19 protein-coding genes, 1 tRNA gene and 1 pseudogene are annotated in these 25072 nt (G+C 23.7%); 5 read left to right on the forward strand and 16 right to left on the reverse strand.

Translation table 11 applies throughout. From position 1 onward, the window contains the following. The 3 genes from AB4W67_RS01765 to AB4W67_RS01775 are packed head-to-tail and all read right to left on the reverse strand — an operon-like array spanning position 1 to position 5386. The gene (locus AB4W67_RS01765; protein ID WP_367682338.1) at positions 1 to 936 is read right to left on the reverse strand and encodes a rhodanese-related sulfurtransferase; all 936 of its coding nucleotides are present in this window, start codon (positions 934 to 936) and stop codon (positions 1 to 3) included. 41 nt (positions 937 to 977) lie between these two features. Further along, positions 978 to 3842 carry a valine--tRNA ligase gene (locus AB4W67_RS01770; protein ID WP_367682339.1) on the reverse strand — a complete coding sequence of 955 codons (2865 nt, stop codon included), beginning with the start codon at positions 3840 to 3842 and terminating at the stop codon, positions 978 to 980. A 50-nt stretch (positions 3843 to 3892) separates the two neighbouring features. Continuing rightward, positions 3893 to 5386 carry a leucyl aminopeptidase gene (locus AB4W67_RS01775; protein WP_367682340.1) on the reverse strand — a complete coding sequence of 498 codons (1494 nt, stop codon included), beginning with the start codon at positions 5384 to 5386 and terminating at the stop codon, positions 3893 to 3895. Between the two features lie 183 nt (positions 5387 to 5569). On the opposite strand from AB4W67_RS01775, the gene argF reads away from it, so the two are divergent. From argF to AB4W67_RS01795, 4 genes are all read left to right on the forward strand, one after another. Then, a complete protein-coding gene (gene argF, locus AB4W67_RS01780; protein WP_367682341.1) occupies positions 5570 to 6586 on the forward strand; it encodes an ornithine carbamoyltransferase in 1017 nt (338 codons plus the stop codon). A gap of 156 nt (positions 6587 to 6742) precedes the next feature. Next, the gene (gene pyrB, locus AB4W67_RS01785) at positions 6743 to 7678 is read left to right on the forward strand and encodes an aspartate carbamoyltransferase (protein WP_367682342.1); all 936 of its coding nucleotides are present in this window, start codon (positions 6743 to 6745) and stop codon (positions 7676 to 7678) included. 8 nt (positions 7679 to 7686) lie between these two features. Then, the gene (pyrI, locus tag AB4W67_RS01790) at positions 7687 to 8148 is read left to right on the forward strand and encodes an aspartate carbamoyltransferase regulatory subunit (protein WP_367682343.1); all 462 of its coding nucleotides are present in this window, start codon (positions 7687 to 7689) and stop codon (positions 8146 to 8148) included. 28 nt (positions 8149 to 8176) lie between these two features. Continuing rightward, positions 8177 to 8581, forward strand: a complete 405-nt coding sequence (locus tag AB4W67_RS01795; RefSeq protein WP_367682344.1) for a Rid family detoxifying hydrolase — start codon at positions 8177 to 8179, stop codon at positions 8579 to 8581. A gap of 33 nt (positions 8582 to 8614) precedes the next feature. Here AB4W67_RS01795 and AB4W67_RS01800 read toward each other — a convergent pair whose 3' ends face one another. From AB4W67_RS01800 to greA, 13 genes and pseudogenes are all read right to left on the reverse strand, one after another. Next, on the reverse strand, positions 8615 to 10411 hold the full coding sequence (locus tag AB4W67_RS01800; RefSeq protein WP_367682345.1) for a DEAD/DEAH box helicase: 1797 nt from the start codon (positions 10409 to 10411) through the stop codon (positions 8615 to 8617). Between the two features lie 391 nt (positions 10412 to 10802). Continuing rightward, the gene (gene pnp, locus AB4W67_RS01805) at positions 10803 to 12899 is read right to left on the reverse strand and encodes a polyribonucleotide nucleotidyltransferase (RefSeq protein WP_367682346.1); all 2097 of its coding nucleotides are present in this window, start codon (positions 12897 to 12899) and stop codon (positions 10803 to 10805) included. A 259-nt stretch (positions 12900 to 13158) separates the two neighbouring features. Then, positions 13159 to 13428, reverse strand: a complete 270-nt coding sequence (rpsO, locus tag AB4W67_RS01810; protein WP_367682347.1) for a 30S ribosomal protein S15 — start codon at positions 13426 to 13428, stop codon at positions 13159 to 13161. A 99-nt stretch (positions 13429 to 13527) separates the two neighbouring features. Next, positions 13528 to 14466, reverse strand: coding sequence for a tRNA pseudouridine(55) synthase TruB (gene truB / locus AB4W67_RS01815; protein WP_367682348.1), 939 nt, complete (start codon positions 14464 to 14466; stop codon positions 13528 to 13530). A gap of 14 nt (positions 14467 to 14480) precedes the next feature. After that, positions 14481 to 14852 (reverse strand): 30S ribosome-binding factor RbfA, encoded by a 372-nt coding sequence (gene rbfA, locus AB4W67_RS01820; protein WP_367682349.1) that lies wholly within the window; start codon positions 14850 to 14852, stop codon positions 14481 to 14483. A 45-nt stretch (positions 14853 to 14897) separates the two neighbouring features. Next, positions 14898 to 17495 carry a translation initiation factor IF-2 gene (gene infB, locus AB4W67_RS01825; RefSeq protein WP_367682350.1) on the reverse strand — a complete coding sequence of 866 codons (2598 nt, stop codon included), beginning with the start codon at positions 17493 to 17495 and terminating at the stop codon, positions 14898 to 14900. Between the two features lie 16 nt (positions 17496 to 17511). After that, positions 17512 to 18999 (reverse strand): transcription termination factor NusA, encoded by a 1488-nt coding sequence (nusA, locus tag AB4W67_RS01830; RefSeq protein ID WP_367682351.1) that lies wholly within the window; start codon positions 18997 to 18999, stop codon positions 17512 to 17514. A 140-nt stretch (positions 19000 to 19139) separates the two neighbouring features. Continuing rightward, positions 19140 to 19221, reverse strand: a tRNA-Leu gene (locus AB4W67_RS01835). A gap of 94 nt (positions 19222 to 19315) precedes the next feature. Further along, the gene (secG, locus tag AB4W67_RS01840) at positions 19316 to 19597 is read right to left on the reverse strand and encodes a preprotein translocase subunit SecG (RefSeq protein ID WP_367682352.1); all 282 of its coding nucleotides are present in this window, start codon (positions 19595 to 19597) and stop codon (positions 19316 to 19318) included. 103 nt (positions 19598 to 19700) lie between these two features. Further along, positions 19701 to 21040 (reverse strand): annotated as a pseudogene (gene glmM / locus AB4W67_RS01845) (phosphoglucosamine mutase). A gap of 238 nt (positions 21041 to 21278) precedes the next feature. Beyond that, on the reverse strand, positions 21279 to 23120 hold the full coding sequence (gene ftsH, locus AB4W67_RS01850) for an ATP-dependent zinc metalloprotease FtsH (protein WP_367682353.1): 1842 nt from the start codon (positions 23118 to 23120) through the stop codon (positions 21279 to 21281). A 73-nt stretch (positions 23121 to 23193) separates the two neighbouring features. Then, positions 23194 to 23814 carry a 23S rRNA (uridine(2552)-2'-O)-methyltransferase RlmE gene (gene rlmE, locus AB4W67_RS01855; protein WP_367682354.1) on the reverse strand — a complete coding sequence of 207 codons (621 nt, stop codon included), beginning with the start codon at positions 23812 to 23814 and terminating at the stop codon, positions 23194 to 23196. A 67-nt stretch (positions 23815 to 23881) separates the two neighbouring features. Further along, positions 23882 to 24361 (reverse strand): transcription elongation factor GreA, encoded by a 480-nt coding sequence (gene greA, locus AB4W67_RS01860; protein ID WP_367682355.1) that lies wholly within the window; start codon positions 24359 to 24361, stop codon positions 23882 to 23884. Positions 24362 to 24808: 447 nt separating this feature from the next. Here greA and AB4W67_RS01865 point away from each other — a divergent pair, with 447 nt between their 5' ends. Beyond that, on the forward strand, positions 24809 to 25051 hold the full coding sequence (locus tag AB4W67_RS01865) for a BolA family protein (RefSeq protein WP_367682356.1): 243 nt from the start codon (positions 24809 to 24811) through the stop codon (positions 25049 to 25051). The last annotated feature ends 21 nt before the right edge of the window (positions 25052 to 25072 follow it).

Genomic DNA, 25072 nt, shown 5'->3' on the forward strand with positions numbered 1-25072 from the left:
TTATATATTTTGTATACAATTTAAAGAACAACAATTTTTAAATTTTATAGCACAATTAGAACACTGAATAAATAATAAATGACATAAATTAAAAGCACAGTTAACATAATTTGCTGATGGTTTCTTACATTGTTTACAAAATGATATTATATCTTTAGATATTCTTTGACTCATTCGAGCATCAAATACAAAATTACTACCTTTAAAATATATAGGTAATTTATTTTTTTTAGCATCATTTACATATCCAATTATTCCATTTTTTATATGATATACATATTTAAAACCATGAAAAATCATCCATGATGTTGCTTTTTCACAACGAATTCCACCTGTACAATACATTACTATTTTTTTATTTTTAGCAAAATCCATAATTTTTATTACATGTTTTAATTGATCTCTAAAAGTTTTACTATTAATTTGAATAGCATTAGGAAAGTGACCTATTTCATATTCATAAGAATTTCGCATATCAATAAATATTGTATTTTTATCATATAACATTTTATTTACTTGTTTTGCTTCAATATATATACCTATATTTTTAAAATTAAATAAAGTATTTTTAATACCATCATTAATAATATATTTTTTTATTTTTACAGAAAGTAAAAAAAATACATTAAAACCATTATGATATGTTTTATTAATAAATATATTATTTAATTCCGGATGAAAATTAAACAAAAAATTTTTAAAATTTAAATATTTATTAATAGGAATACTTATTTGTGCATTTATTCCTTCATGAGAAATATATATTCTACCTAATATATTATATTTTAAAAAATTTTTATAAATTTCATCTCTAAAATCTTGAGGTGTTTTTATATAAAAATATTTGTAAAATGAAAGAATAAAATAAGATTTTTTATTTAAAAATATATTTTTTTTTAGCTCTTTTCTAGAAATACGATTGTATAATACTGCCATAGTAAACCTTATTTAAATTAAAAAGTAAAAATAATTTTTTTCTATAATATATTATTAAAAATTTTTATTTGATGAGATAACTTTAAATAAACTTTATTTAAATTATTTAATTCTTCTTTTTCCTTATTAATAATGTGTTTAGGTGCGTAACATATAAAATTTTTATTTAAAATTTTTTTTTGAATTAATAAAATTTTTAATTTTATTTTTTTTATTTCTTTATTTAGTCTATTTAATTCAATTTTTTTATCTATTATTTTAAGCATAGGAATTATAATTTCTACATTTTCAATGATTTTTTTTATAGATAATAATGGTTCTCTATAATTCTTAGAAACAACTTTAACTATATCTAAATAAGCCATATTCTTTAAAAATAATAAATTTTCTTTAATAATTTTTTCTTGTTCAAAATTTGTATTTTTTAAAAATAATGATAATAATTTTTTAGAATTAATATTCATTTCAGATCGAATATTTCTTAAAAAGGTAATTATCTTTCTTATAAAATTCATATGAAGTATAATTTTTTGATCAAATAACAAATTTTTATATTTTGGAAAAGATTGTAGCATAATTGATCTTTCTTTAATGTTTTTTATTTTTTTGATTCTTTGCCAAATTGATTCAGTTATAAATGGAATCATAGGATGTAGTAATTTAATAAGTTTTTCTAAGATATCAATTAAAATATTTTTTGTATTAAAAACATCTTGAGATGAACCAAATTTTATAATCAACTTAACAAATTCTAAATACCAATCACAAAAAATATTCCATGTAAAATCATATAAAATATTTGCTGAAATATCAAATCGATAATTATCTAATGCGTTTCTGTATAATTTTACTGTATTATTAAATTCTATTAAAATCCATTTATTTATAAATAATATTGTATTATTTATTTTAAAATTTAAAAAATCATGATTTTTAGTATTTATAAAAACAAATCGACTAGCGTTCCAAAGTTTATTACAAAAATTTCGATATCCTTTTAATCTATTCATATCCCATTTTATATCACGTGTATTTGATGCTAAAGCACAAAAAGTAAAACGTAATGCATCTGTACCTGTAGGAGGAATTCCATTAGGAAACTGTTTTATAGTGCGTTGTTTAATTTGATTGGACAGTTTAGGTTGAAATAAATTACTTGTTCTTTTTTGAATTAAATCATCTAAAGAAATACCATCTATCATATCTAACGGATCAATCACATTACCTTTTGATTTTGACATTTTACTGCCTTTATCATCACGTATTAAACCTGTTATATAAACATTTTTGAAAGGAACTTCAGATATTCCAAAATCATCCTTAATAAGATACATAGTTAACATAATCATTCTAGCTATCCAAAAAAAAATAATATCAAAACCACTTACTAATACATTAGTTGGATGAAATATTTTTAAAAATTCTGTTTTTTTAGGCCATCCTAATGTTGAAAAAGTCCATAATCCTGAAGAAAACCAAGTATCTAAAACATCTTCATCTTGAAATAATACAATATGATTTAATAATTTATATTTTTTACGTATATCATCTTCATTATATCCAACATATATATTTCTTTCATAATCATACCAAACTGGAATACGATGACCCCACCACAACTGACGAGAAATACACCAATCTTCAATACTATTCATCCAAGATAAATACATTTTTTCATATTGTATAGGAATAAAATTAATTTTCTTTTCTTTAACTGCAGTAATAGCTAATCTAGCTAATTTTGATGTTTTTAAGTACCATTGATTAGTGAGCATGGGTTGAATAATTGAACCACTTCTATCGCTATGAGGAGTAAGAATTTCACATATTTCAACTTTTTCTAAATATCCTAATTTTTTTATTTCTTCTACAATTGCATTACGTGCAGATATAATATCTAAATTTTTAAATTTAGTTGGAACTAATGAGCTATAAATTTTAGATATCTCGCCTTTATAATTGTAAATATCAAAATTAATTTTAATTCTTCCATCATTAGTAAAAATATTAATCATTGGTAATTTATGTCTTAATCCTACTTGATAATCATTAAAATCATGTGCTGGTGTAATTTTTACACAACCTGTTCCTTGGCTTATATCTGCATAATTATCCCCAATGATTGGAATAATTCTATTAACTAATGGACATATAGCGAATTGTCCAATTAATTTATTATATTTAATATCTTTTGGATTAACTGCTAAAGCCGTATCTCCTAATAAAGTTTCAGGTCTAGTTGTTGAAACTATTAAATATTCTATCTTAAAATTATTTTTTTTTTTATTAAATAAAATTGGATATCGAATAAACCATTTCGAACCTTTAATTAAACGATGTTCAACTTCTAAATCTGAAATAACAGTTTCTAATTTAGAATCCCAATGTACCAATTTTTTCTTTTGATATATTAAATTATTTTTATAAAAAGTAATAAATGCTTTTTTAACAGAATGACAAATATCAGAATCTAAAGTAAACTTTTCACGATCCCAATCTACAGAATTTCCTAAACGCCTCATTTGTTGGGTAACAATAGAATGGTATTTATTTTTCCATAACCATATTTTTTTAATAAAATCATCTCGATGATAATCTTTTTTGGTTTTTTTTTCTTTTAAAAATATTTCACGTTCTACTAAAACTTGAGTAGCTATTCCAGCATGATCTGTTCCAACTTGCCAAAAAGTATTATCTCCTTGCATCCGATGATAACGAATTAATACATCCATAATGGTTTGCTGAAATGCATGCCCCATATGTAAATTTCCAGTGATATTAGGAGGTGGCATAATAATGCAAAATGATGATTTTTTTAAATTATTATTAGGTTTAAAGTATCCATTTTTTTCCCAAAAATTATATATAGGTTCTTCAATATCTTTAGGGTTATAAATTTTTTCCATGGTATTTAATCTTTTTTAAAGTGATTGATAATAACTAAAAGTAAAATATATTAATTTTTTTTAATTTGACACATATTTAATAAAAATTGAGATAACAGTTCAACAGGACGTCCTGTAGATCCTGTATTATTAAAAGAATTCCAAGCAGTACCAGCTATATCTAAATGTGCCCAATTATATTTTTTTGCAAATTTAGATAAAAAACAAGCTGCTGTTATCGCACCTGCTCCTTGACTTCCAATATTAGAAAAATCTGCAACATTTGAATATAAATGTTTTTCATATTTTTTAAATAAAGGTAATCTCCAAACTTGATCATTTGTTTGATAACTAGCTTTTTCTAAATTTTTAGATAAATCTTCATTATTTGAAAATAATCCAGTAATATCATTTCCTAATGCAATAACACATGCTCCTGTTAAAGTAGCAATATCAATAACTATATTAGGAGAAAAACGTTTTACATATGTTAAAACATCACATAATATTAAACGTCCTTCAGCATCAGTATTTAATATTTCTACTGTTTTTCCAGACATAGTAGTGATAATATCTCCAGGTCTAAATGATTTTCCATCCAACATATTTTCACAACCAGCTAAAATTCCTATAATATTTAAAGGTAAATTTAATTCAGCAGCCATAATTAATATTCCATAAACAACAGCCGCTCCAGACATATCATATTTCATCTCATGCATATTTTTTGAAGGTTTTATAGAAATTCCTCCAGAGTCAAAAGTAACTCCTTTTCCAATTAGTACAATCGGTTTATTATTAATATTTTTAGCATTTAAATATTTAATTATAGACATATATGGAGGATTATTAGAACCACTACTTACTGCTAAATATGCATGCATACCTAAATCATACATTTTATTTTTATCTAAACATGTAATAGTAAATTTATTTTTATATTTTTTAGATAGATCTTTTGCTTTTAATGATAAATATAAAGGATTGCATATATTAGATGGTAAATTACTTAACTTTTTTGCTTCAATTAATCCTAAATTAATTGCTAATGCATGCTTTAAAGCTAATTTAGATAGTAAAAGAAATTGTTTTTCTACATGAAATACAACTAATTCTAAATAGTTTTCTTTTTTTAAAAATGTATTTATTTTAAAAATTTCATTTTTAATAGAATTAACTATTTTACGAATAAACCAATATATATTATTAGTATATATGTTCAATTCAGTTAAAGCAAAAATAACATGTTTAATCGAATATTTATTTAATGTTTTTATAATATTTTTAATAATTTTCACAATAGAAAATATATTAAAAATTTTTTTTTCTCCACATCCAACTAATAAAACTCTTTTAGATAAAATATTGGGAATATTATATAATAATAAACTTGTACCTATTGAAGCTCTAAAATCTCCTGTTTTTAATATATTCTTAATATAATTATTACTTAATTGATTTAAATTATCAGCAGTTATTGTTAATTCACAAGATTTAAAAATACCAACAATAATACAATCTGTTTCTTTCTGATTTAAAGAAAAATTTTTTATAACAAACTTCATAACATTGTCTCTATGATATTTTAATATTTTAAAATTTTTATAGTAAATTTTATAAAAAATAAAAAAATTTAAGTTATTATATACTATAATATTAATATTATTAATACTTTTATATATTTAATATTATTTTTATTATATATATTTTAAAATATATTTTACTTTGATTTAAAGGGAAATTAACTCATGAACTATCTTTATCAACGTAATTTTTTGAGATTATTAGATTTTTCTAATTTAGAATTAAACTATATTATTAAATTATCCAAAAAATTAAAAAAAGTAAAAAAAAATAACAAAGAAATACAATTATTAAAAAAAAAAAATATTGCTTTAATTTTTGAAAAAGAATCAACTCGTACACGATGCTCATTTGAAGTAGCAGCATTTGATCAAGGTGCTCATGTTACTTATCTCGGTCCAGGAAGTACTCATCTTGGAACAAAAGAATCAATTGAAGATACAGCAAAAGTATTAGGTCTTATGTATGATGGAATTGAATATCGAGGGCATAACCATAAAACAATAGAAATTTTGGCAAAATATGCTAATGTTCCAGTATGGAACGGATTAACTAAAAAATTTCACCCTACTCAAATAATTGCAGATTTATTAACAATAAGGGAAGTTCTACCCGAAAAAGAATTTTTTGAAATTAAATGCGCATATATTGGAGATTCGAGCAATAATATAGCAAATACATTGTTAGAAGCTGCAACTATTTTAGATATAGATTTACGTTTAATATCACCAAAAAAATATTGGCCTGAAAAAGAAATCTTTAATATTTGTCAAGAAAAAGCAAAAAAAAATAAAAATCATATTATATGTACTGACAATCTTAAAAAAGGTTTAAATAGTGTGGATTTTATCTATACTGATGTCTGGGTATCTATGGGTGAGCCTGAAAATATATGGGAAGAAAGAATCAAATTATTAAAAAAATATCAAGTTAATCAAAATACTATAAATATGACTAATAATCCTAATGTCAAAGTATTACATTGTCTTCCAGCTTTACATGATAAAAAAAATAATTTAGTAAAGTCTATACTTGATAAATATAATTTAAAAAATGGTATAGAAATTACAGATAATATTTTTCAAAAATATCAAAATATAATTTTTAAACAAGCTGAAAATAGATTGCATACTATAAAAGCTATTATTATATCTAGTTTAATTAAAATAATTACGCTTTAATAAAAAATTTTAATATTATTATTAAATTAATTAAATAAATCTTAATTAAATAAATTTATTTAAATAAAAATATATTATTTATAAAATAATGTTTAATTTTATTAAGAAAAAATAATATCTATTAATTTTTTTATCTATTATTAAGAGAATTAAAAATTGAGAAATACTCTATATAAAAAAAATATAATTTCAATAAACGATCTTAAACGCAATGAATTAGAATTAGTATTAAAAAAATCTTCTCTTTTAAAAAAAAAACAAGAACCAAATTTACTAAAAAATAAAATTATTGCTAGTTGTTTTTTTGAAGCTTCAACACGAACAAGACTATCTTTTGAAACAGCAATTTATCGATTAGGCGCTTCAATAATCGGATTTTCTGACGGAAATAATATATCTTTAAGAAAAAAGGGGGAGACTTTAGCTGATACTATTTCAGTAATTAGCTCATATGTAGATGCTATCATTATTAGACACCCTCAGGAGGGATCAGCTCGGTTAGCTGTAGAATTTTCTAATGGAATTCCAATATTTAATGCTGGAGATGGATCTAATCAACATCCGACTCAAACACTTTTAGATTTATTTACTATTCAAGAAACACAAATGCGATTAAATTATTTAAATATTGCAATAGTAGGTGACTTAAAATATGGAAGAACTGTTCATTCGTTAACTCAAGCATTGGCAAAATATGAAAAAAATAAATTTTTTTTTATTTCACCTGATGCTTTGATTATGCCAAATCATATTAATGATATGCTTTTAGAAAAAGGAATTAGATGGGAAAGATATCAAAATATAGAAGAAATTATATCTGAAATTGATATTCTTTATATGACACGTATTCAAAAAGAAAGACTTGAATCTACTGAATATGCAAGTGAAAAATCAAAATGTGTATTGCATGCTAAAACTTTAAAAAATGCTCGTAATAATTTAAAAATATTACACCCTCTACCTCGTATAGATGAAATTGATTATGATGTAGATAAAACGCCATATGCTTGGTATTTTAAACAAGCAGCAAATGGTATTTATGCACGTCAAGCAATATTATCATTAGTTTTAATAAAAAATCATTTTAAATAAGAAAAAATATGCAAATAAATAAACTTCAAGTAGAGGCTATAAAATGCGGTAGTGTTATTGATCATATTCCTTCCCAAATTGGATTTAAATTATTATCTTTATTTAGATTTACAGAAACAGATGAAAGAATTACTATAGGATTTAACTTACCTTCAAAAAAATTAGGAAAAAAAGATATTATTAAAATTGAAAATACATTTTTAAGTGCAGATCAAATTAATCAGCTAGCTATTTATTCACCATGTGCTACAGTTAATTATATTGATGAATATAATTTAGTAGGTAAAATACTCCCGACTTTACCTAAAAAAATTAATCGTTTAGTTTGTCCTAATAGTAATTGTATTAGTCATAGTAACTGTATAACTTCTAGTTTTATTTTTATTAAGAAAATTAATAATGATATAAATTTAAAATGTAAATATTGTGAAAAAGAATTTTCTAAAAATATAGTTTTATCTTATAACTAATTATGAAAATATTATTAAATGGTATTATATGAATATTATTATAAATACAAAAAAATCTCCTCAACCTATAGGTCCATACTCACAAGCTATAAAATTTGATAATTTTCTAATTGTATCCGGACAAATACCTATTAATATAAAATCTGAATATATACCAAAAAATATTGATGAACAAACAGACATAGTATTAAATAATATAAAATCTATTCTTATAGAATCTGGATATAAAATTAATAATATTATTAAAATAACTATCTACACTACAAATTTAAAAAAAATTCAAATAATTAATGAAATATATAAAAATTTTTTTTTAAAACATAAATCAACTTTTCCTACTAGATCTTGTGTAGAAGTAAAAGCATTACCAAGAAATGTTCAAATTGAAATGGATACTATTGCATATAAAAAAAATAATAAAACATTTTCTTAAAAATCTTCATATGCCGCAAAGCGGCATAAAAAATTAAATATTTTTACGACGTGAAAAAAATGATTTTTTTTCATTTTTAACAATATTCGATTTATTATGTAAACGTTTTTCAAAAATACGACGATTATTATTTATATCTTTATTAAAATTATTTCGATTATAAATTCTATTTTGATAATATCTTGTATCTCGTAATAATTTTATATTTATAGATTTATTTAAAATCTTAGTTTTCATAAGATTTTTTAATAATTCTTTAGATAAACCTTTCGGTAGTTCAATAGTAGCATGTGAAGTAAATAATTTTATATTTCCAATATTTCGACTATTTATATTTCCTTCATTCGCAATTGCACCAACTATATGACGAACTTCAATTCCATCATTTCGACCAACATCAATACGATATAAATCAATATCTTTTCGATCATAATAACGATTTCGATAGTTTTTATATTCTTCTTTTCTACGATCATCTTTATAAAATTTTTCTTTATCAGGACGTTTTAATATATCTTTTTTAATAATTAATGGACGACCACCTTGAGCCATTTTTAATAAAGCTGCAGCAAGCGTTTTAATATCTAAATCGTTTGGAGAATATAATTTATCTAATAATGCACTATATTCATCTAAATCTTTACTTTCTAATTGTTGTTGTATTTTTTTTGAAAATTGTTGAAGACGCTTTTCACATAATAATTCAATTTTTGGTAATTGTACTTCCGGAATAGATTGATTAATTATACGTTCAATATTACGTAATAATCGACGTTCACGATGCTCAACAAATAATAATGCTCGACCTGCTCGACCCGCTCGACCTGTACGCCCAATACGATGTATATAAGATTCAGAATCCATAGGAATATCATAATTAATTACAAAACTAATTCTATCTACATCTAAACCTCTTGCTGCAACATCCGTGGCAATTAAAATATCTAATCGACCATTTTTTAAACGTTCCAACGTTTGTTCACGTAAAGCTTGATTCATATCACCATTCAATGCAGCACTATTATACCCATGTTTCTCTAAAGCTTCGGAGACTTCTAAAGTAGCACTTTTCGTTTTTACAAAAATAATTGTAGCAGAAAATTCTTCTACTTCTAAAAAACGAATTAAAGCATCTGTTTTTTTACCATATACTAACCAATAACTCTGTTTAATATCTGGTCGTGTAGTGATATTAGATTTAATTTTAATTTCTTTAGGGTTTTTCATAAAACGTTTTGAAATACGACGTATTATTTCTGGCATTGTTGCTGAAAATAAAGCAGTCTGATGTTTTTTAGGGATTTTTGACATAATCGTTTCTACATCTTCTATAAATCCCATTCTTAACATTTCATCTGCTTCATCTAAAACTAATGCATGTAAATTAGATAAATTTAAAGTACCTCGTTTTAAATGATCTAATAAACGACCTGGTGTTCCAACAACAATTTGAGGCCCAGTTTTTAATGCACGTAATTGCAACTCATATCGTTGTCCTCCATATAATGGTAATACATTAACACCTTCCATATATTTAGAAAATACAGAAAAAGCCTCAGCTACTTGAACAGCTAATTCTCTTGTAGGAGCTAATACTAAAATTTGAGGTGCCTTTAAACTAACTTTTAAATTATGTAATAATGGTAAAGAAAAAGCAGCTGTTTTACCACTTCCAGTTTGAGCCATACCTAATACATCTTGGCCTTGTAAAAGTAACGGAATGCAAGATGATTGAATAGGTGACGGTTTAATATATCCCATTTCATCTAGGGATTTAATAATAAAAGGATTTAAACTACGAAAAGAAAATTTTTTTTCAGTATGAGTCATGCAATAGATATGCCTTTTAAGTTACAGTGGCCAGTCTACATAGCTCATTATGAAAATATATATATTATTTATTCTCATTGAAAAGTGTGAACCGGCTCCAATTAAGTAATCTAATAAATATAATATAAAATTAACAATATTTATTGTTAAATAATTTCTTAATTAATAAGAAATAAATTTACTAAATAATTGAAAATTTAAAAAAATAAATATTTATTAGATAAGAAAAAATTAAATAAAAATAATAATATTACTATTATTGTTTAATATATTTAATCATTTTAAAAAAAATATAAATCTATTTAATTTAGAAATTTTTTTGCTTAATAATTATTAATGTTATTTATTTTTAAAACAATTATATCAGATAAAAATATTATTTATAGATTTATTAAATATATATAGAATCTTTTACTTCTTTAATACTTAATCTTAAACGACCTTGACGATCTATTTCTAATACCTTTACAGGTATAATTTGATCTAATTTTAAATAATCTGAAACTCTTTCTATTCTTTTACTAGAAATTTGAGAAATATGAACTAATCCTTCTTTTCCAAAACCTATTGCGATAAAAGCACCAAAATCAACAATTTTAGTAACTCTTCCAGAATATATTCGACCTACTTCAATTTCTTCTGTTATTTCTTCAATTCTACGAATTGCATTTTTTGCTTTTTCACTAATAGTAGCAGATATTTTTATAGTTCCATCATCTTCAATTTCAATTATTGTTCCAGTTTCTTCAGTCAACATTCGAATAACAGATCCACCTTTTCCTATTACATCTTTAATTTTTTCAGGATTAATTTTAATTGTATGTATCCTAGGAGCAAATTCAGAAATTTCATTTCTAGGTTTGCTTAATGCTTTTTGCATAACATTTAAAATATGTAATCGAGCAGCTTTAGCTTTATTTAAAGCAATTTTCATAATTTCCTTGGTTATTCCTTCTATTTTAATATCCATTTGTAATGCTGTAATACCTTCTTTAGTACCTGCAACTTTAAAATCCATATCACCTAAATGATCTTCATCTCCTAAAATATCTGAAAGTAATATATAATTATCACCTTCTTTTACTAAACCCATAGATATGCCAGCTACAGCAGACTTAATTGGAACTCCAGCATCCATTAAAGCTAATGATGCACCACAAACAGATGCCATAGAAGATGATCCATTTGATTCAGTTATTTCAGAAACAATTCTAATGGTGTATGGAAATTTATCAATTTTAGGCATAACTGCTAAAAGACTTCTTTTAGCAAGACGACCATGCCCAATTTCTCTTCTTTTTGGTGATCCTACTATGCCTATTTCACCAACTGAATAAGGTGGAAAATTATAATGAAATAAAAAATTATCTGTTTTATCACCTAATAATTCATCTAAGTTTTGAGCATCTCGAGACGTTCCAAGTGTTACAGCAACTAAAGACTGTGTTTCTCCACGTGTAAATAGAGCAGAACCATGTGTTCGAGGTAAAATACCTGTTCTAATATCTAATGCACGAATCATATCTTTTTCTCTACCATCAATTCGATTTTCATTATTTAATATACGTTTTCGTACAATATTTTTTTCAATTTTTTGAAAAATTTCATCAATCTCACTGATATCAATATTAGAATTTTCATTAATAAGTAATTTAATTACATCTTCTTTAAGAAAATTTAATTTTTCATATCGTTCTTGTTTATCAAAAATTAAATAAGCATTACTTATATCTTTTCCAACTAATTTCATAACTTTAGATTCTAATAAAGAATTAATTTCTGAATAAGATATAGTCCATGGTAGTTTACTTGCTTCATTAGATAAAGAACGGATATTATTAATAACTACTTGCTGTTGTTGATGACCGAAAATAATAGCTCCAAGCATTTTTTCTTCACTTAATATTTTTGATTCTGCTTCAACCATTAATACAGCATTTTGAGTTCCTGATATAACTAAATCTAAAACACTAGATTTCATATCATCAGTAGTAGGATTAAGTATATATTGATTATTAATTAAACCGACTCTAGATGCCCCTATGGGTCCATAAAAAGGTATCCCAGATAAACTTAATGCAGCAGAAGCCCCAATAATTGAAATTATATCTGGATTAATTTGTGGATTAACTGAAACCACTGTTGCAATAATTTGAATTTCATTAAAAAATCCTTTAGGAAATAATGGTCGAATTGGTCTATCAATCAATCTTGCAGTTAATATTTCACTTTCACTTGGTCGTCCTTCTCTTCGAAAAAACCCTCCAGGTATTCGACCAGCAGCATATGTTCTTTCTTGATAATTTACTGTAAGAGGAAAAAATTTTTGACCAGGATGAATTTTTTTTTCACCAACTACTGTAACAAAAACAGCAGTATCATCCATGCTCGCCATGACAGCCGCCGTTGCTTGTCGAGCCATTATACCTGTTTCTAATGTAATTGTATGTTGACCATATTGAAACTTTCGAACGATTGGATTAAGCAAAATAATATCCTTAATATAAAATTAATTTTTTTATTAATATATAAATTAATTAAATTTAAAATAAAAAATATCAATATTTTATATACAAAATCTTTATAAATTAATTATTTAAGTAATAAAAAATGAACTTTTTATCATTGTATTAATAAACAATATTTTAATATGATTGTAAAAAAAGGGCTGATAAAGCCCTTTAAAAAGATTTCATATCTAAAAATTTTCACATGACTAAATAATCTTTTAATATATAAAATATTATCTACCGTCTTAAATTTAAATTTTCAATTAATGTCGTATAATAAGATATATTTTTTTTCTTTAAATAATTTAATAATCTACGACGTCTTGAAACCATATTTAATAAACCTCTACGACCTGAATGATCTTTTTTATGTTTATTAAAATGTAATTGTAAATGATTAATTTGATTGGTTAATAATACAATTTGAACTTTTGTATTTCCAGTATCTTTATTATTCTTTCCATATTTTAAAATTATTGATTGTAAAGATGTAATAGCAATAGACATTTAATACCTCATATAATTTAAATTATATTAAACTGATATTTTTATAAAAATTATTTAAAAAATAATATCATGCTATTATTTAATTGAATAGAAATTAACTTAATTAGTAAATATAGAAACTAATCGATATGGATTTAATACATCCTCAGTATTAATTTTTCCTAATCCCAAAAATATTTTTTTTTCTTTTTCTAAAACACGTACTAAACTATTTTTGATATTAGATTTTAAAATAATTTTTTGACCTAATTTAAAATTACATGATTGACTTTTAGAAATATATATTTTTGGTAAAAAATTAACAGGTGTATCAATAGGCATTAATAAAGAATCTAATTCTTTAAAACAAATTAATTTTTTAATATTTTCTTTATTTAAAAATGTATTTAAATAAGATATTGTAACTAATTTAGAAGAAGTAAATATACCAACTTGTGTTCGACGCAATGACACAACATGAGCACCACAACCTAAATATTCTCCTAAATCATGAATTAATGTTCTAATATATGTTCCTTTCGAACAATGTATATTAAATTCAATAAAATCACCTTGAAATTTAATTAATTCTAATTTATATATTGTAATATATCTTATTTGACGAGAAAGTGTAATACCTTGTCTTGCATATCTATATAATGGTATACCATTATGTTTAATTGCCGAATACATTGATGGAACTTGATTAATTACACCAGTAAATTTTTTTAAAGCATTATCTAATTGAATAGATTTAAATGAAATTATTCTTTTCTTTATAATTACCCCATCAGAATCAAAAGTAGATGTACTTTCACCTAATTTAGCAATAACATAATATTCTTTATCAGAATTATTTAAATAATCTGAAAATTTTGTACTTTCACCGAAACAAATCGGTAATATACCTGTAGCAAGTGGGTCTAAAGTGCCAACATAACCTGCTTTTTTCGCACGAAAGATAGTTTTTATTTGTTGTAAAGTATTATTAGAAGATATTCCTTTAGGTTTATCAATTAATAAAAATCCATTAACATTACGTTTTTTATAAAAAAACATTAATTTAGCCTTTATTAAATAATCTTTTCTTTTGTTATTATTTTATTTAACAATAATGAAATTTTATTACCTTTATTAAAAGAATCATCATAATAAAAAACAATATTTGGTATAATTCTTAATTTCATTTTTTTACACAACAACTTACGAATATAACCTGAAGATTTATTTAATAAAATTAATAACTTTTTTATACTTAAATTATGTTTAATTTCTAAAAAACTAATAAATACTTGAGCATAAGATAAATCCTTAGATAAAATTACGTCAGATACTGTAATTATTATTTTAAAACGTGGATCTTTAAGAAAATACTGTATAATAATTGCAATATTTTTTTTCAACTCTCGAGCAATTCTAGAAGATCTACTAAATAATTTTTCCATATTATCTTACCAATATTTTTAATATATTTAAAAATATAAATTTATTTATAAAATTCTTTTAATTTCTTTTATTTCAAAAACTTCTATATTATCTCCAATTTTTACATCATTATAATTTTTTATACCAATTCCACATTCCATACCGTTTCGTATTTCATTTACATCTTCTTTAAAGCGACGTAATGATTCCAATTCTCCTTCATATATAACTATATTATTTCTTACTATACGAACTGGATTATTTTTTTTAATAACACCAGTAACTACCATGCATCCTGCAATTAAACCAAATTTAGGAGATTTAAATATATTTCTAACTTCTGCTAATCCAATAATATTCTGTTTATATTCAGGTAATAATAAACCTGTCATAGCCGACTTTACTTCATTAATTAAATCATAAATAACAGAATAATAACGTAAATCTAAATGTTCTGTATCAATTATTTTTTTAGCAGAAACGTCTGCTCGAACATTAAAACCTAAAATAATAGCATTAGATGCTAATGCTAATGAAGCATCTGTTTCTGTTATCCCTCCTATACCTGAACCTATTATATTAATTTTTACATCGTTAGTAGATAATTTTAATAAAGCTCCAATAATTGCTTCTAAAGAACCTTGGACATCAGATTTAATAATAATTTTTAATTCTGAGAAATTAGATTTTTTAATATTATCAAACATATTTTCTAAATTTATTCTATTTTGATTTGATAATTTTAACTCACGTGACTTATTTTTTCGATATAATGCAACTTCCTTAGCTTTTTTTTCATCACGAACTACAGTTATTTTATCGCCAACACAAGGAACTTTAGATAAACCTAAAACTTCAACGGGGATAGAGGGGCCAGCATATTTTAATAATTTTCTATTTTCATTACGTAGTGATTTAATTCGACCATATTCTAATCCACATAATATTACATCTCCTTTTTTTAGTTTTCCTTTTTGAACTAATACAGTTGCAACAGGACCACAACCTTTATCTAGAAATGATTCTATAACTACACCTTCAGCCATTCCTTTAGATATTGCTTTAAGCTCTAACATTTCTGATTGTAAAATAATTGCATTTAAAAGCTCTTCTATATTTTTTCCAGTTTTAGCAGATATAGAAACAAATATATTTTCACCTCCCCATTCTTCTGAAAGAATATTATATTTTGCTAAATCATTTTTAATCTGATTAATATCTATATCTATTTTATCTATTTTATTAATAGCTACAATAATAGGAACATTTGCTTCTTTTGCATGTTGTATAGCTTCAATAGTTTGTGGTTTTACTCCATCATCAGCAGCAATAACTAATATAACAATATCAGTAATTTTTACTCCACGAGATCGCATTCCAGTAAAAGCTGAATGCCCCGGAGTATCCAAAAAAGTAATTGATCCAGAATTTGTAGTAACATGATAAGCACCAATATTTTGAGTAATTCCACCTGCTTCATTATGTGCTACTTTTGTAGAACGAATATAATCTAATAATGATGTTTTACCATGATCAACATGACCCATAATAGTAACTATTGGAGATCGTGTAATTGAAGTATATTTTTCTAAATCACGATCTTTCATAATTAACTCTTCTAATTCATTTTCACGATGTAAAATAACTTTATGACCCATTTCTTCTGCAATTAATTGAGCAGTATCTTGATCTAAAATATGATTAATTGTACCTATTATACCAATATTCATCATTGTTTTAATAACTTCAGAACTTTTTACAGCCATTTTATTAGCTAAATCAGATACTGTAATAACATTTCCAATAATTACATCTCTATTAATAGAAGATTCAGGTTTTTGAAAAACTTGTTGTAATAAAATAGATTTATTAGTATTTCTAATACTTTTTTTATTTTTATAAATACGATTTTCTTCTTTTTTATTTTTAATATCTATATTTTGTTTTATATTTTTCTTTTGACGATAATTTTTTAAATTTTTGTTATAATTTTTCTTGTTTATTTCAATTTGTTTAAAATTTTCATGATTTTGAGAATCAAAAAATGTTTTTAAATGATAATCTTTTATTGACTTTTTATATATTTTTTTATTTTCTAAATTTTCTTTATTTATCTTTTTTATATTTAAAGAAGATTTATTTAAATCTATATTTTTTTTAAAAATTTTATTTTTTTCATTTTTTTTAATAATATTAATTTTTTTTAATTGATTTATGTTAGTAGTATTTTTATTTAACTTATTTACATCTAAAAAAGAAATTTTTTCTTTTATATTATTTTTATTAAAAGATTTTAAAATATTTTGTTCTTTTTTATTTGTTTCTTTATTTTGAAAAAATATTTTATTTTTTAACAAAGGTTGATTTTCATTAAAGTTTTTTTTAGTATATATTCTTTTTTTTCTTACCTCGACTTGAACAGATTTATTTTTACCTCCACCTATAGATACATTTAAAGTGCTTCGAGTTTTTCTTTGAAAAACAAAAGTATTTTCAGAAATATTTTCTTTTTTTCTTAAATACTTCAATAAAAAATTTTTTTCTGATATATTTATAAAATCATTTTCATTTTTTAAAATACCAATTTCAGAAAAATTTTTTATTAGTTCTTTAACTGAGATTTTCATTTCATTAGACAAAACTTTTAAACTCATATTACTCATATTATATTTCCTATTATTAAATTTCTCTATTAAACCAACAAATATTTCTAGCAGCCATAATTAATGAACCAGCTTTTTCAGAATTTAAGTTTTTGATGTCAAGTAAATCATCAATACCTTGGTCGGCTAATTCTTCTAAAGTAAATATATTTTTTTCAGCTAACTGTAACGCTAAAACTTCATTCATTCCTTCTATATTTAAAAGTTTTTCATCTATTTTTTTATTCTGAATAATTTTATTTTGATCTAATTTGGAAAGATGCAAGCCTTTTTTTGCATTTTCTCGAACTAATTTTATTTCTTTTTCATTTAAATGATTAATAGATAATAATTCATCAATTGGAATATATACTAATTCTTCAAGTGAATAAAAACCTTCTTTAATTAAAATTTTAATAATTTTTTCATCAATATTTAAATATTTTTTAAAAATATTAAAAGCAGTAGATACTTCTTCTTTATGTTTTAAACGAAGATCTTCTGTAGTCATAACATTTAATTCCCAACCACTAATTTGAGATGCTAAACGAACATTTTGACCATTCCTACCAATAGCTTGAGCTAAATTATTTGTATCTACAGCAATATCCATAGTATGATGATCTTCATCAACTATAATAGAAGTTACATCTGCAGGGGCCATTGAATTAATAACAAATTGAGCTGGATTATCATCCCATAAAATAATATCGATACGTTCACCACATAATTCACTAGATACTGCTTGTACTCTTGCTCCACGCATTCCCACACATGCACCTACTGGGTCAATTCTTTTGTCATTAGTTTTTACTGCAATTTTAGCTCGAGAACCAGGATCTCGTGCAGCTGCTTTAATTTCAATGACTTCCTCACCAATTTCAGGAACTTCAATACGAAATAATTCAATAAGCATTTCAATTTTTGAACGACTTATAAATAATTGGGCTCCTCTAGCTTCAGGATATACTCCATATAAAATACCACGAATACGATCTCCAGGACGAAAATTCTCTCGAGGCAACATACCCTCTTTTAAAATAATAGCTTCAGCATTATTTCCTAAATCTAATGTAAGATTATCTCTATTAATTTTTTTTACAATACCAGTAACAATTTGACCAATATATTTTCGAAATTGATCTACTAACATAGCCCGTTCTGCTTCACGTACTTTCTGAACAATTACTTGTTTAGCAGTTTGTGTAGTAATTCTATCAAAATTCACAGAATCAATTTTATCTTCTATATAATCATTAATCTGTAATTTTTCTCCTTCAAAACATGCTGCTGCTAAAGTAATTTCTTTTGTAGGATGATTTACAATGTCAACTACCATCCATCTTCTAAAAGTACTAAAATTACCAGTTTTACGATTAATACTAACTCTTACATCAATTTCTTGTTCATGCTTTTTTTTTGTAGCTGTTGCTAATGCAACTTCTAAAGCTTCAAAAATTTTTTCACGGGGCAAAGATTTTTCATTAGAAACTGCCTCTACAACAGCTAAGATTTCTTTATTCATCTTAGTAAACCTCTGAATAAATATTTAAAATATTCTAACAAAAAACCCCGAAAAAATTCGGGGTTTTAAGTAATGTTACCCTATTTATACAATAAAATGTAATATTTTTTATTTAAATTTTTATTAAAAACAAACAATAATACCGAGGATGGGATTTGAACCCATATGCTATAAAGCACTACCTCCTCAAGATAGCGTGTTTACCTATTTCACCACCTCGGTATAATAATCATGTATTAAAAAATTTCAAAATAAAAAAATTAAATACAATAAAATATTTAAGTTTTTAATATTTTATTTTAATTTGTATTTATTTTTAATGTAGAATATGAGAAAAATGATTATCTTCAAATAAATTAGAATTAATTTTTTTATCATTAATATTACATAAAATTAAACTGATAATTAAAAATAAACAGGCAAATAATCCAATAATATTTGTAATAAAATTATTATTTCGAAAATTATTAAATAATTTAAAATTATTAGATGCATTTATATGCATAGTATCATTTATATTTTTACCTGGTTGTAATAAAATTAAAAAATTTAAACAAAAAGCAATAAAAATTAAACAAATTAGAAAAAATAAATACATAAAAAAGTATCCTTATTTTAATATTTTAAAACAAGCTAATTTATATTATACTTACAATGCTTATATAAAAATAAATAATCAAAATAATATAAAATTAGAAATTTTATATATTTATCAGATCAGTTGTATGTAAAATTTTATATGCTATTTTTTTTACTTTACTATAATTTTTACCTTCTATCATAATTCTTATACAAGATTCGGTGCCAGATTTCCGTATTAAAATTCGACTACTTTTTCCTAAAAAATGTTTTGATTTTTCAATAAGTGATTGAAATTTTATATTATTTATAAAGTTGTTGTTTTTTTTTAAAAAAATATTTAATAATATTTGAGGAAATAATGTTACTTGATTAGATAAACAATATAAAGATAAATTATTTTTAATCATAATAAATAATATTTGTAAACTTGCTATAATGCCATCACCAGTAGAATGTTTATCTAATAAAATAATATGTCCTGATTGTTCTGCTCCAAGTATCCAATTTTTTTCTTTAATTGTTTGATATATATAACGATCACCTACATTGGTAGCAAAAAATGGTATTCCAATTTTTTTTAAACCTAAAATAACACCCATATTTGTCATTAAAGTACCTACAACTCCACCATTTAATTTATTATTTTTTAAATATTGTTTAGCAATAATATAAATAATTTGATCTCCATTAACTTGATTTCCTAAATGATCTATCATAATAATACGATCACCATCTCCATCAAATGCTAAACCAAGATCAGCTTGATTTAATATTACTAATTTTTTTAATTGAACAGTATGAGTTGATCCAGAATTTTTATTAATATTAACACCATTAGGAAAAACAGATGCAGTAATCACATTAGCACCTAAATCTTTAAAAATTTTAGGAGCTATATTATAAGTTGATCCATTAGCACAATCTAAGACAATAGTAAATTTAGATAAATTTACATTTTTAGGTATAGTATTTTTGCAAAAACTAATGTATTTTTCTACCGCATTATTTATTTTATGAGAATAACCAAAAATTTTTACATAAGAAGAATCATATAAAGGATCGCACAACATATTTTCAATTAAAATTTCTGTTTCACTATTTATTTTAGAACCATTTTTAAAAAAAATTTTTACTCCATTATCATGAAAAAGGTTATGAGATGCAGAAATAATAATTCCAGCTGAAGCATTTAGAGATTTAGTTAAATAAGCAATTGCAGGTGTAGGTATACAACCTACTAAATAAGTCGATACTCCTTTTGATAAAATTCCAAATTCTAATGCATATTGTAACATACATCCTGAAATACGTGTATCTCTTCCTATAACAATTTTTTTTTATCACCACCTAATACAGTACTAATAATTTGACCTAATTTCAACATAAAATTTGGAGTAATTGGATATTTTCCTACTTGCCCTCGTATTCCATCTGTTTTAAAATACTTAAAATTTTTCATATTAATTTATTTACCTTGAAGTTATGATAAAGTTATTAAATAATATTTTATTATTAAAAAAATTTCTTTAAAAAAACAAGATGAAGTTATAATATTTTATTACTTCATCTTATTTATTAAGAAAATATAGTTATATTAATTTTATATACAATTTAATATATAATATTTAGTGTTATTAGTCCTATGTTTTCCTATTTTTTTAACCTATTATTATGCAATATATTATTTAATAAATATATTAAATATTTTTATTTTGATTATTTTTAGACCATCCTTTTGGTACTCGAACATCTTTTCTTTTCATTAAATCATCTATTTGAAAAGAATCAATTGTTTCATATTTTATTAAAGCATCTTTCATAGCATGTAAGATATCAATATTATTATTTAAAATATTTCTAGCTCGATTATAATTTACTTCTATTAATAATTTAACTTCTTCATCAATAATTCTAGCTGTTTCATCAGACATATTTTTAGCCTTAGCTACTGTTCGACCTAAAAATATTTCTCCTTCTTCTTCTGCATATAATAAAGGACCAAGTTTATCTGAAAAACCCCATTGTGTTACCATATTTTTTGCTAAATTTGTAGCTACTTTAATATCATTAAATGCTCCAGTAGAAACTTTTTCAGTACCATAAATAATTTCTTCTGCTAGACGACCACCATATAGTGTAGATATTTGACTTTCTAATTTTTGTCGACTAATGCTAAATGTATCTGATTCTGGTAAAAAAAAAGTAACACCTAAAGCTTGACCTCTTGGAATAATTGTTACTTTATGTGCAGGATCATGATCTGGAACTAATCGACCAACAATTACATGACCTGCTTCATGATATGCTGTTGATTCTTTTTGAAAATCGCTCATAACCATTGATTTTCTTTCCGATCCCATCATTATTTTATCTTTTGCTTTTTCAAATTCTATCATAGAAACTACACGATGATTAAAACGAGCTGCAAAAAGTGCTGCTTCATTGACTAAATTAGCTAAATCTGCACCTGAAAAACCTGGAGTCCCTCGAGCAATAATCATGGGTTCAACATCCTTAGATAAAGGAACCTTACGCATGTGAATTTTTAAAATTTGCTCTCTTCCTCGAATATCTGGTAATGCTACTATTACTTGACGATCAAAACGACCAGGACGTAGTAAAGCAGGATCTAAAACATCTGGTCTATTAGTTGCAGCTATTAAAATTATACCTTCATTTCCATCAAAACCATCCATTTCTACTAACATTTGATTAAGTGTTTGTTCTCTTTCATCATGACCTCCACCTAATCCAGCACCTCTTTGACGACCTACCGCATCAATTTCATCAATAAATATTATACATGGCGCAGATTTTCGAGCATGCTCAAACATATCCCTTACTCTAGAAGCACCTACTCCAACAAACATTTCAACAAAATCAGAACCAGAAATTGTAAAAAAAGGTACTTTTGCTTCTCCTGCAATAGCTTTTGCAAGCAATGTTTTACCAGTACCAGGAGGTCCAACCATTAATATTCCCTTTGGGATCTTTCCACCCAATTTTTGAAATCGACTTGGTTCTTTTAAATATTCTACTAACTCACTAACTTCTTCTTTTGCCTCATCGCATCCTGCTACATCATCAAAAGTTGTTTTAATTTCATCTTCTGATAGCATACGAGCTTTACTTTTTCCAAAAGACATGGCTCCTTTTCCACCGCCCATCTGCATTTGTCGCATAAAGAAAACCCAAACACCAATTAGTAATAACATAGGAAACCAAGAAATAAATATAGAAAATAAAACACTTGGCTCTTCTGGTACTTCTCCCATAACTTTTACATTTTTTGTTATAAGATTATCTAATAATTTAGGATCACTTATAGGAATATAAGTAGTATATTTATTACTATCTTTTTTAATAACATTAATCATACGTCCATTAATATATACCTCACGGACCTGATCTTGATTGACTTCCGATAAAAAAGTAGAATAATCAACCCTATGATTATTTGTATCACTGGTGTTAAAGTTTTGAAAAACAGACATTAAAATTACTGTAATTACCAACCAAAATATCAGATTTTTCACCATGTCACTCAAAGGAACAACCTCTCATTACATCTATTTAAAAAATATAGATTTAAATTTTTTATAAATAATATTTTTATCTAGTTGCTAAAATAAATATTTCTCGTGATCTCGATCGAGAAGTTTTTGGTTTACAGATTTTAATTTTTGAAAACAATGTTTTAATTTCTTTAAAAAATTCATTTAAACCTTCTCCTTGAAAAGATTTTACCAAAAAAACACCATGTTTAGATAATAAGTATTCAGATAGTTTTAGAGCTATCTTACATGTTTTTATAATACGTGGCATATCAATACACCAATTACCTGTAATATTAGGTGCCATATCAGACATTACTACATGAAAATTAATATTGGATAACGAATTTAATATAAAATTAAATTTTTTTATATCATAAAAATCTACTTGAAAAAATTTTACTCCTGTTATTTTTTTCATAGGCAAGATATCACATGCTATAACTTTCCCATTATATCCAATTTTATTTATTGCATATTGTGACCAACCTCCTGGAGAACAACCTAAATCAATAACATTCATTCCAGGTTTAAATATTTTATTACTTTTATCAATTTCTTCTAATTTAAACCAAGATCTAGAACGAATTTTATATTTTTTTGCTGCTTGTACATATTGATCTTGAAAATGCTCCGATAACCAACGCTTAGAACTGTTTGACTTATTTTTAGAAATCATATAATTTTCTTATGATAGAAATAATTTAATCTTATCTATTCTTGATTTAATATTAAAAATCATTAACTTAAATATAATCTACTTTTAAAATTTTATATTTAAAATTACCAGAAGGTGTGTATATAGTAGCAATATTATTAACAGTTTTTCCAATTAAACCTCTTGACATTGGAGAATGAATAGAAATTAAATTTTTTTTAAAATCAGATTCATCATCACCGACAATTTGATATGTAAAAATTTCATGATTTTTTATATTTGATATAGTTACTGTTGAACCAAAAACGACTCTTCCATCATTAAATATTTTAGTAATATCTATAATTTGACAATTAGATAATTTTAATTCTATTTCTTTGATTCGACCTTCACAAAAACTTTGCTCTTCACGAGCTGAATGATATTCAGCATTTTCTTTTAAATCACCATGTGATCTAGCTCTAGCTATTTCAATAATAATTTGAGGACGTTTAATATTTTTTAGTTGTTCAAGTTCTTTTTGAAGTTTTTCAACACCCCTAATAGTCATTGGAATTAAATTAGCCATATAATATATACCTCACTATTGTTTTCTAAAGAATATAAATAATTATTGATTTAAAAAAATATATTTTTAAGAAAAAAATTTAATTTTTAATTAAATATTTTCAATAGTTAAGCTACTAATATATTTAATAAAATAAAATATAGTAATATTACTCTATCATTGATAAAATCTAATAAATAAAAAATATAAATTTTAGATTATATATCTAAATAGCTTGAATGATATACTTCAAATAATACATCTAAATAAAATTTTAAAATTTATTAATTTTTTAATTTTAATATTAATTAAAAAAATCAGATTATCTATTTTAATGTAAAAATAAAAAATTATCAAAAATTTCAATTTAATCAATTAAAATTTCTTAGTTTATATTAAAATATACTCAATATTTCAATAATGAAACTTTTATATTTTTAAAAAAAAATTAATTTAAAGTATATTAAAATGAACAATAAAAAAATCAAATCAATATTAAATGAACAATTAAATTTAAATAAAATATATGTTAAAGGAGATAATAACCATATACAAATTATAGCTATAGGAGATATATTTAAAAATACTAGTCAGGTTAAAAGACAACAAATAATTTATTCACCTTTAATTTCTATGATTCAAGAGAACAAAATTCATGCTATATCTATAACAACATATACATTAAAAGAATGGGAAAAAATTAAAAAATAATAAATTTTATAAATTATTTTA

The sequence above is a fragment of the Buchnera aphidicola (Protaphis terricola) genome (assembly GCF_964059145.1).
Classification (GTDB): Bacteria; Pseudomonadota; Gammaproteobacteria; order Enterobacterales; family Enterobacteriaceae; genus Buchnera; species Buchnera aphidicola_BP.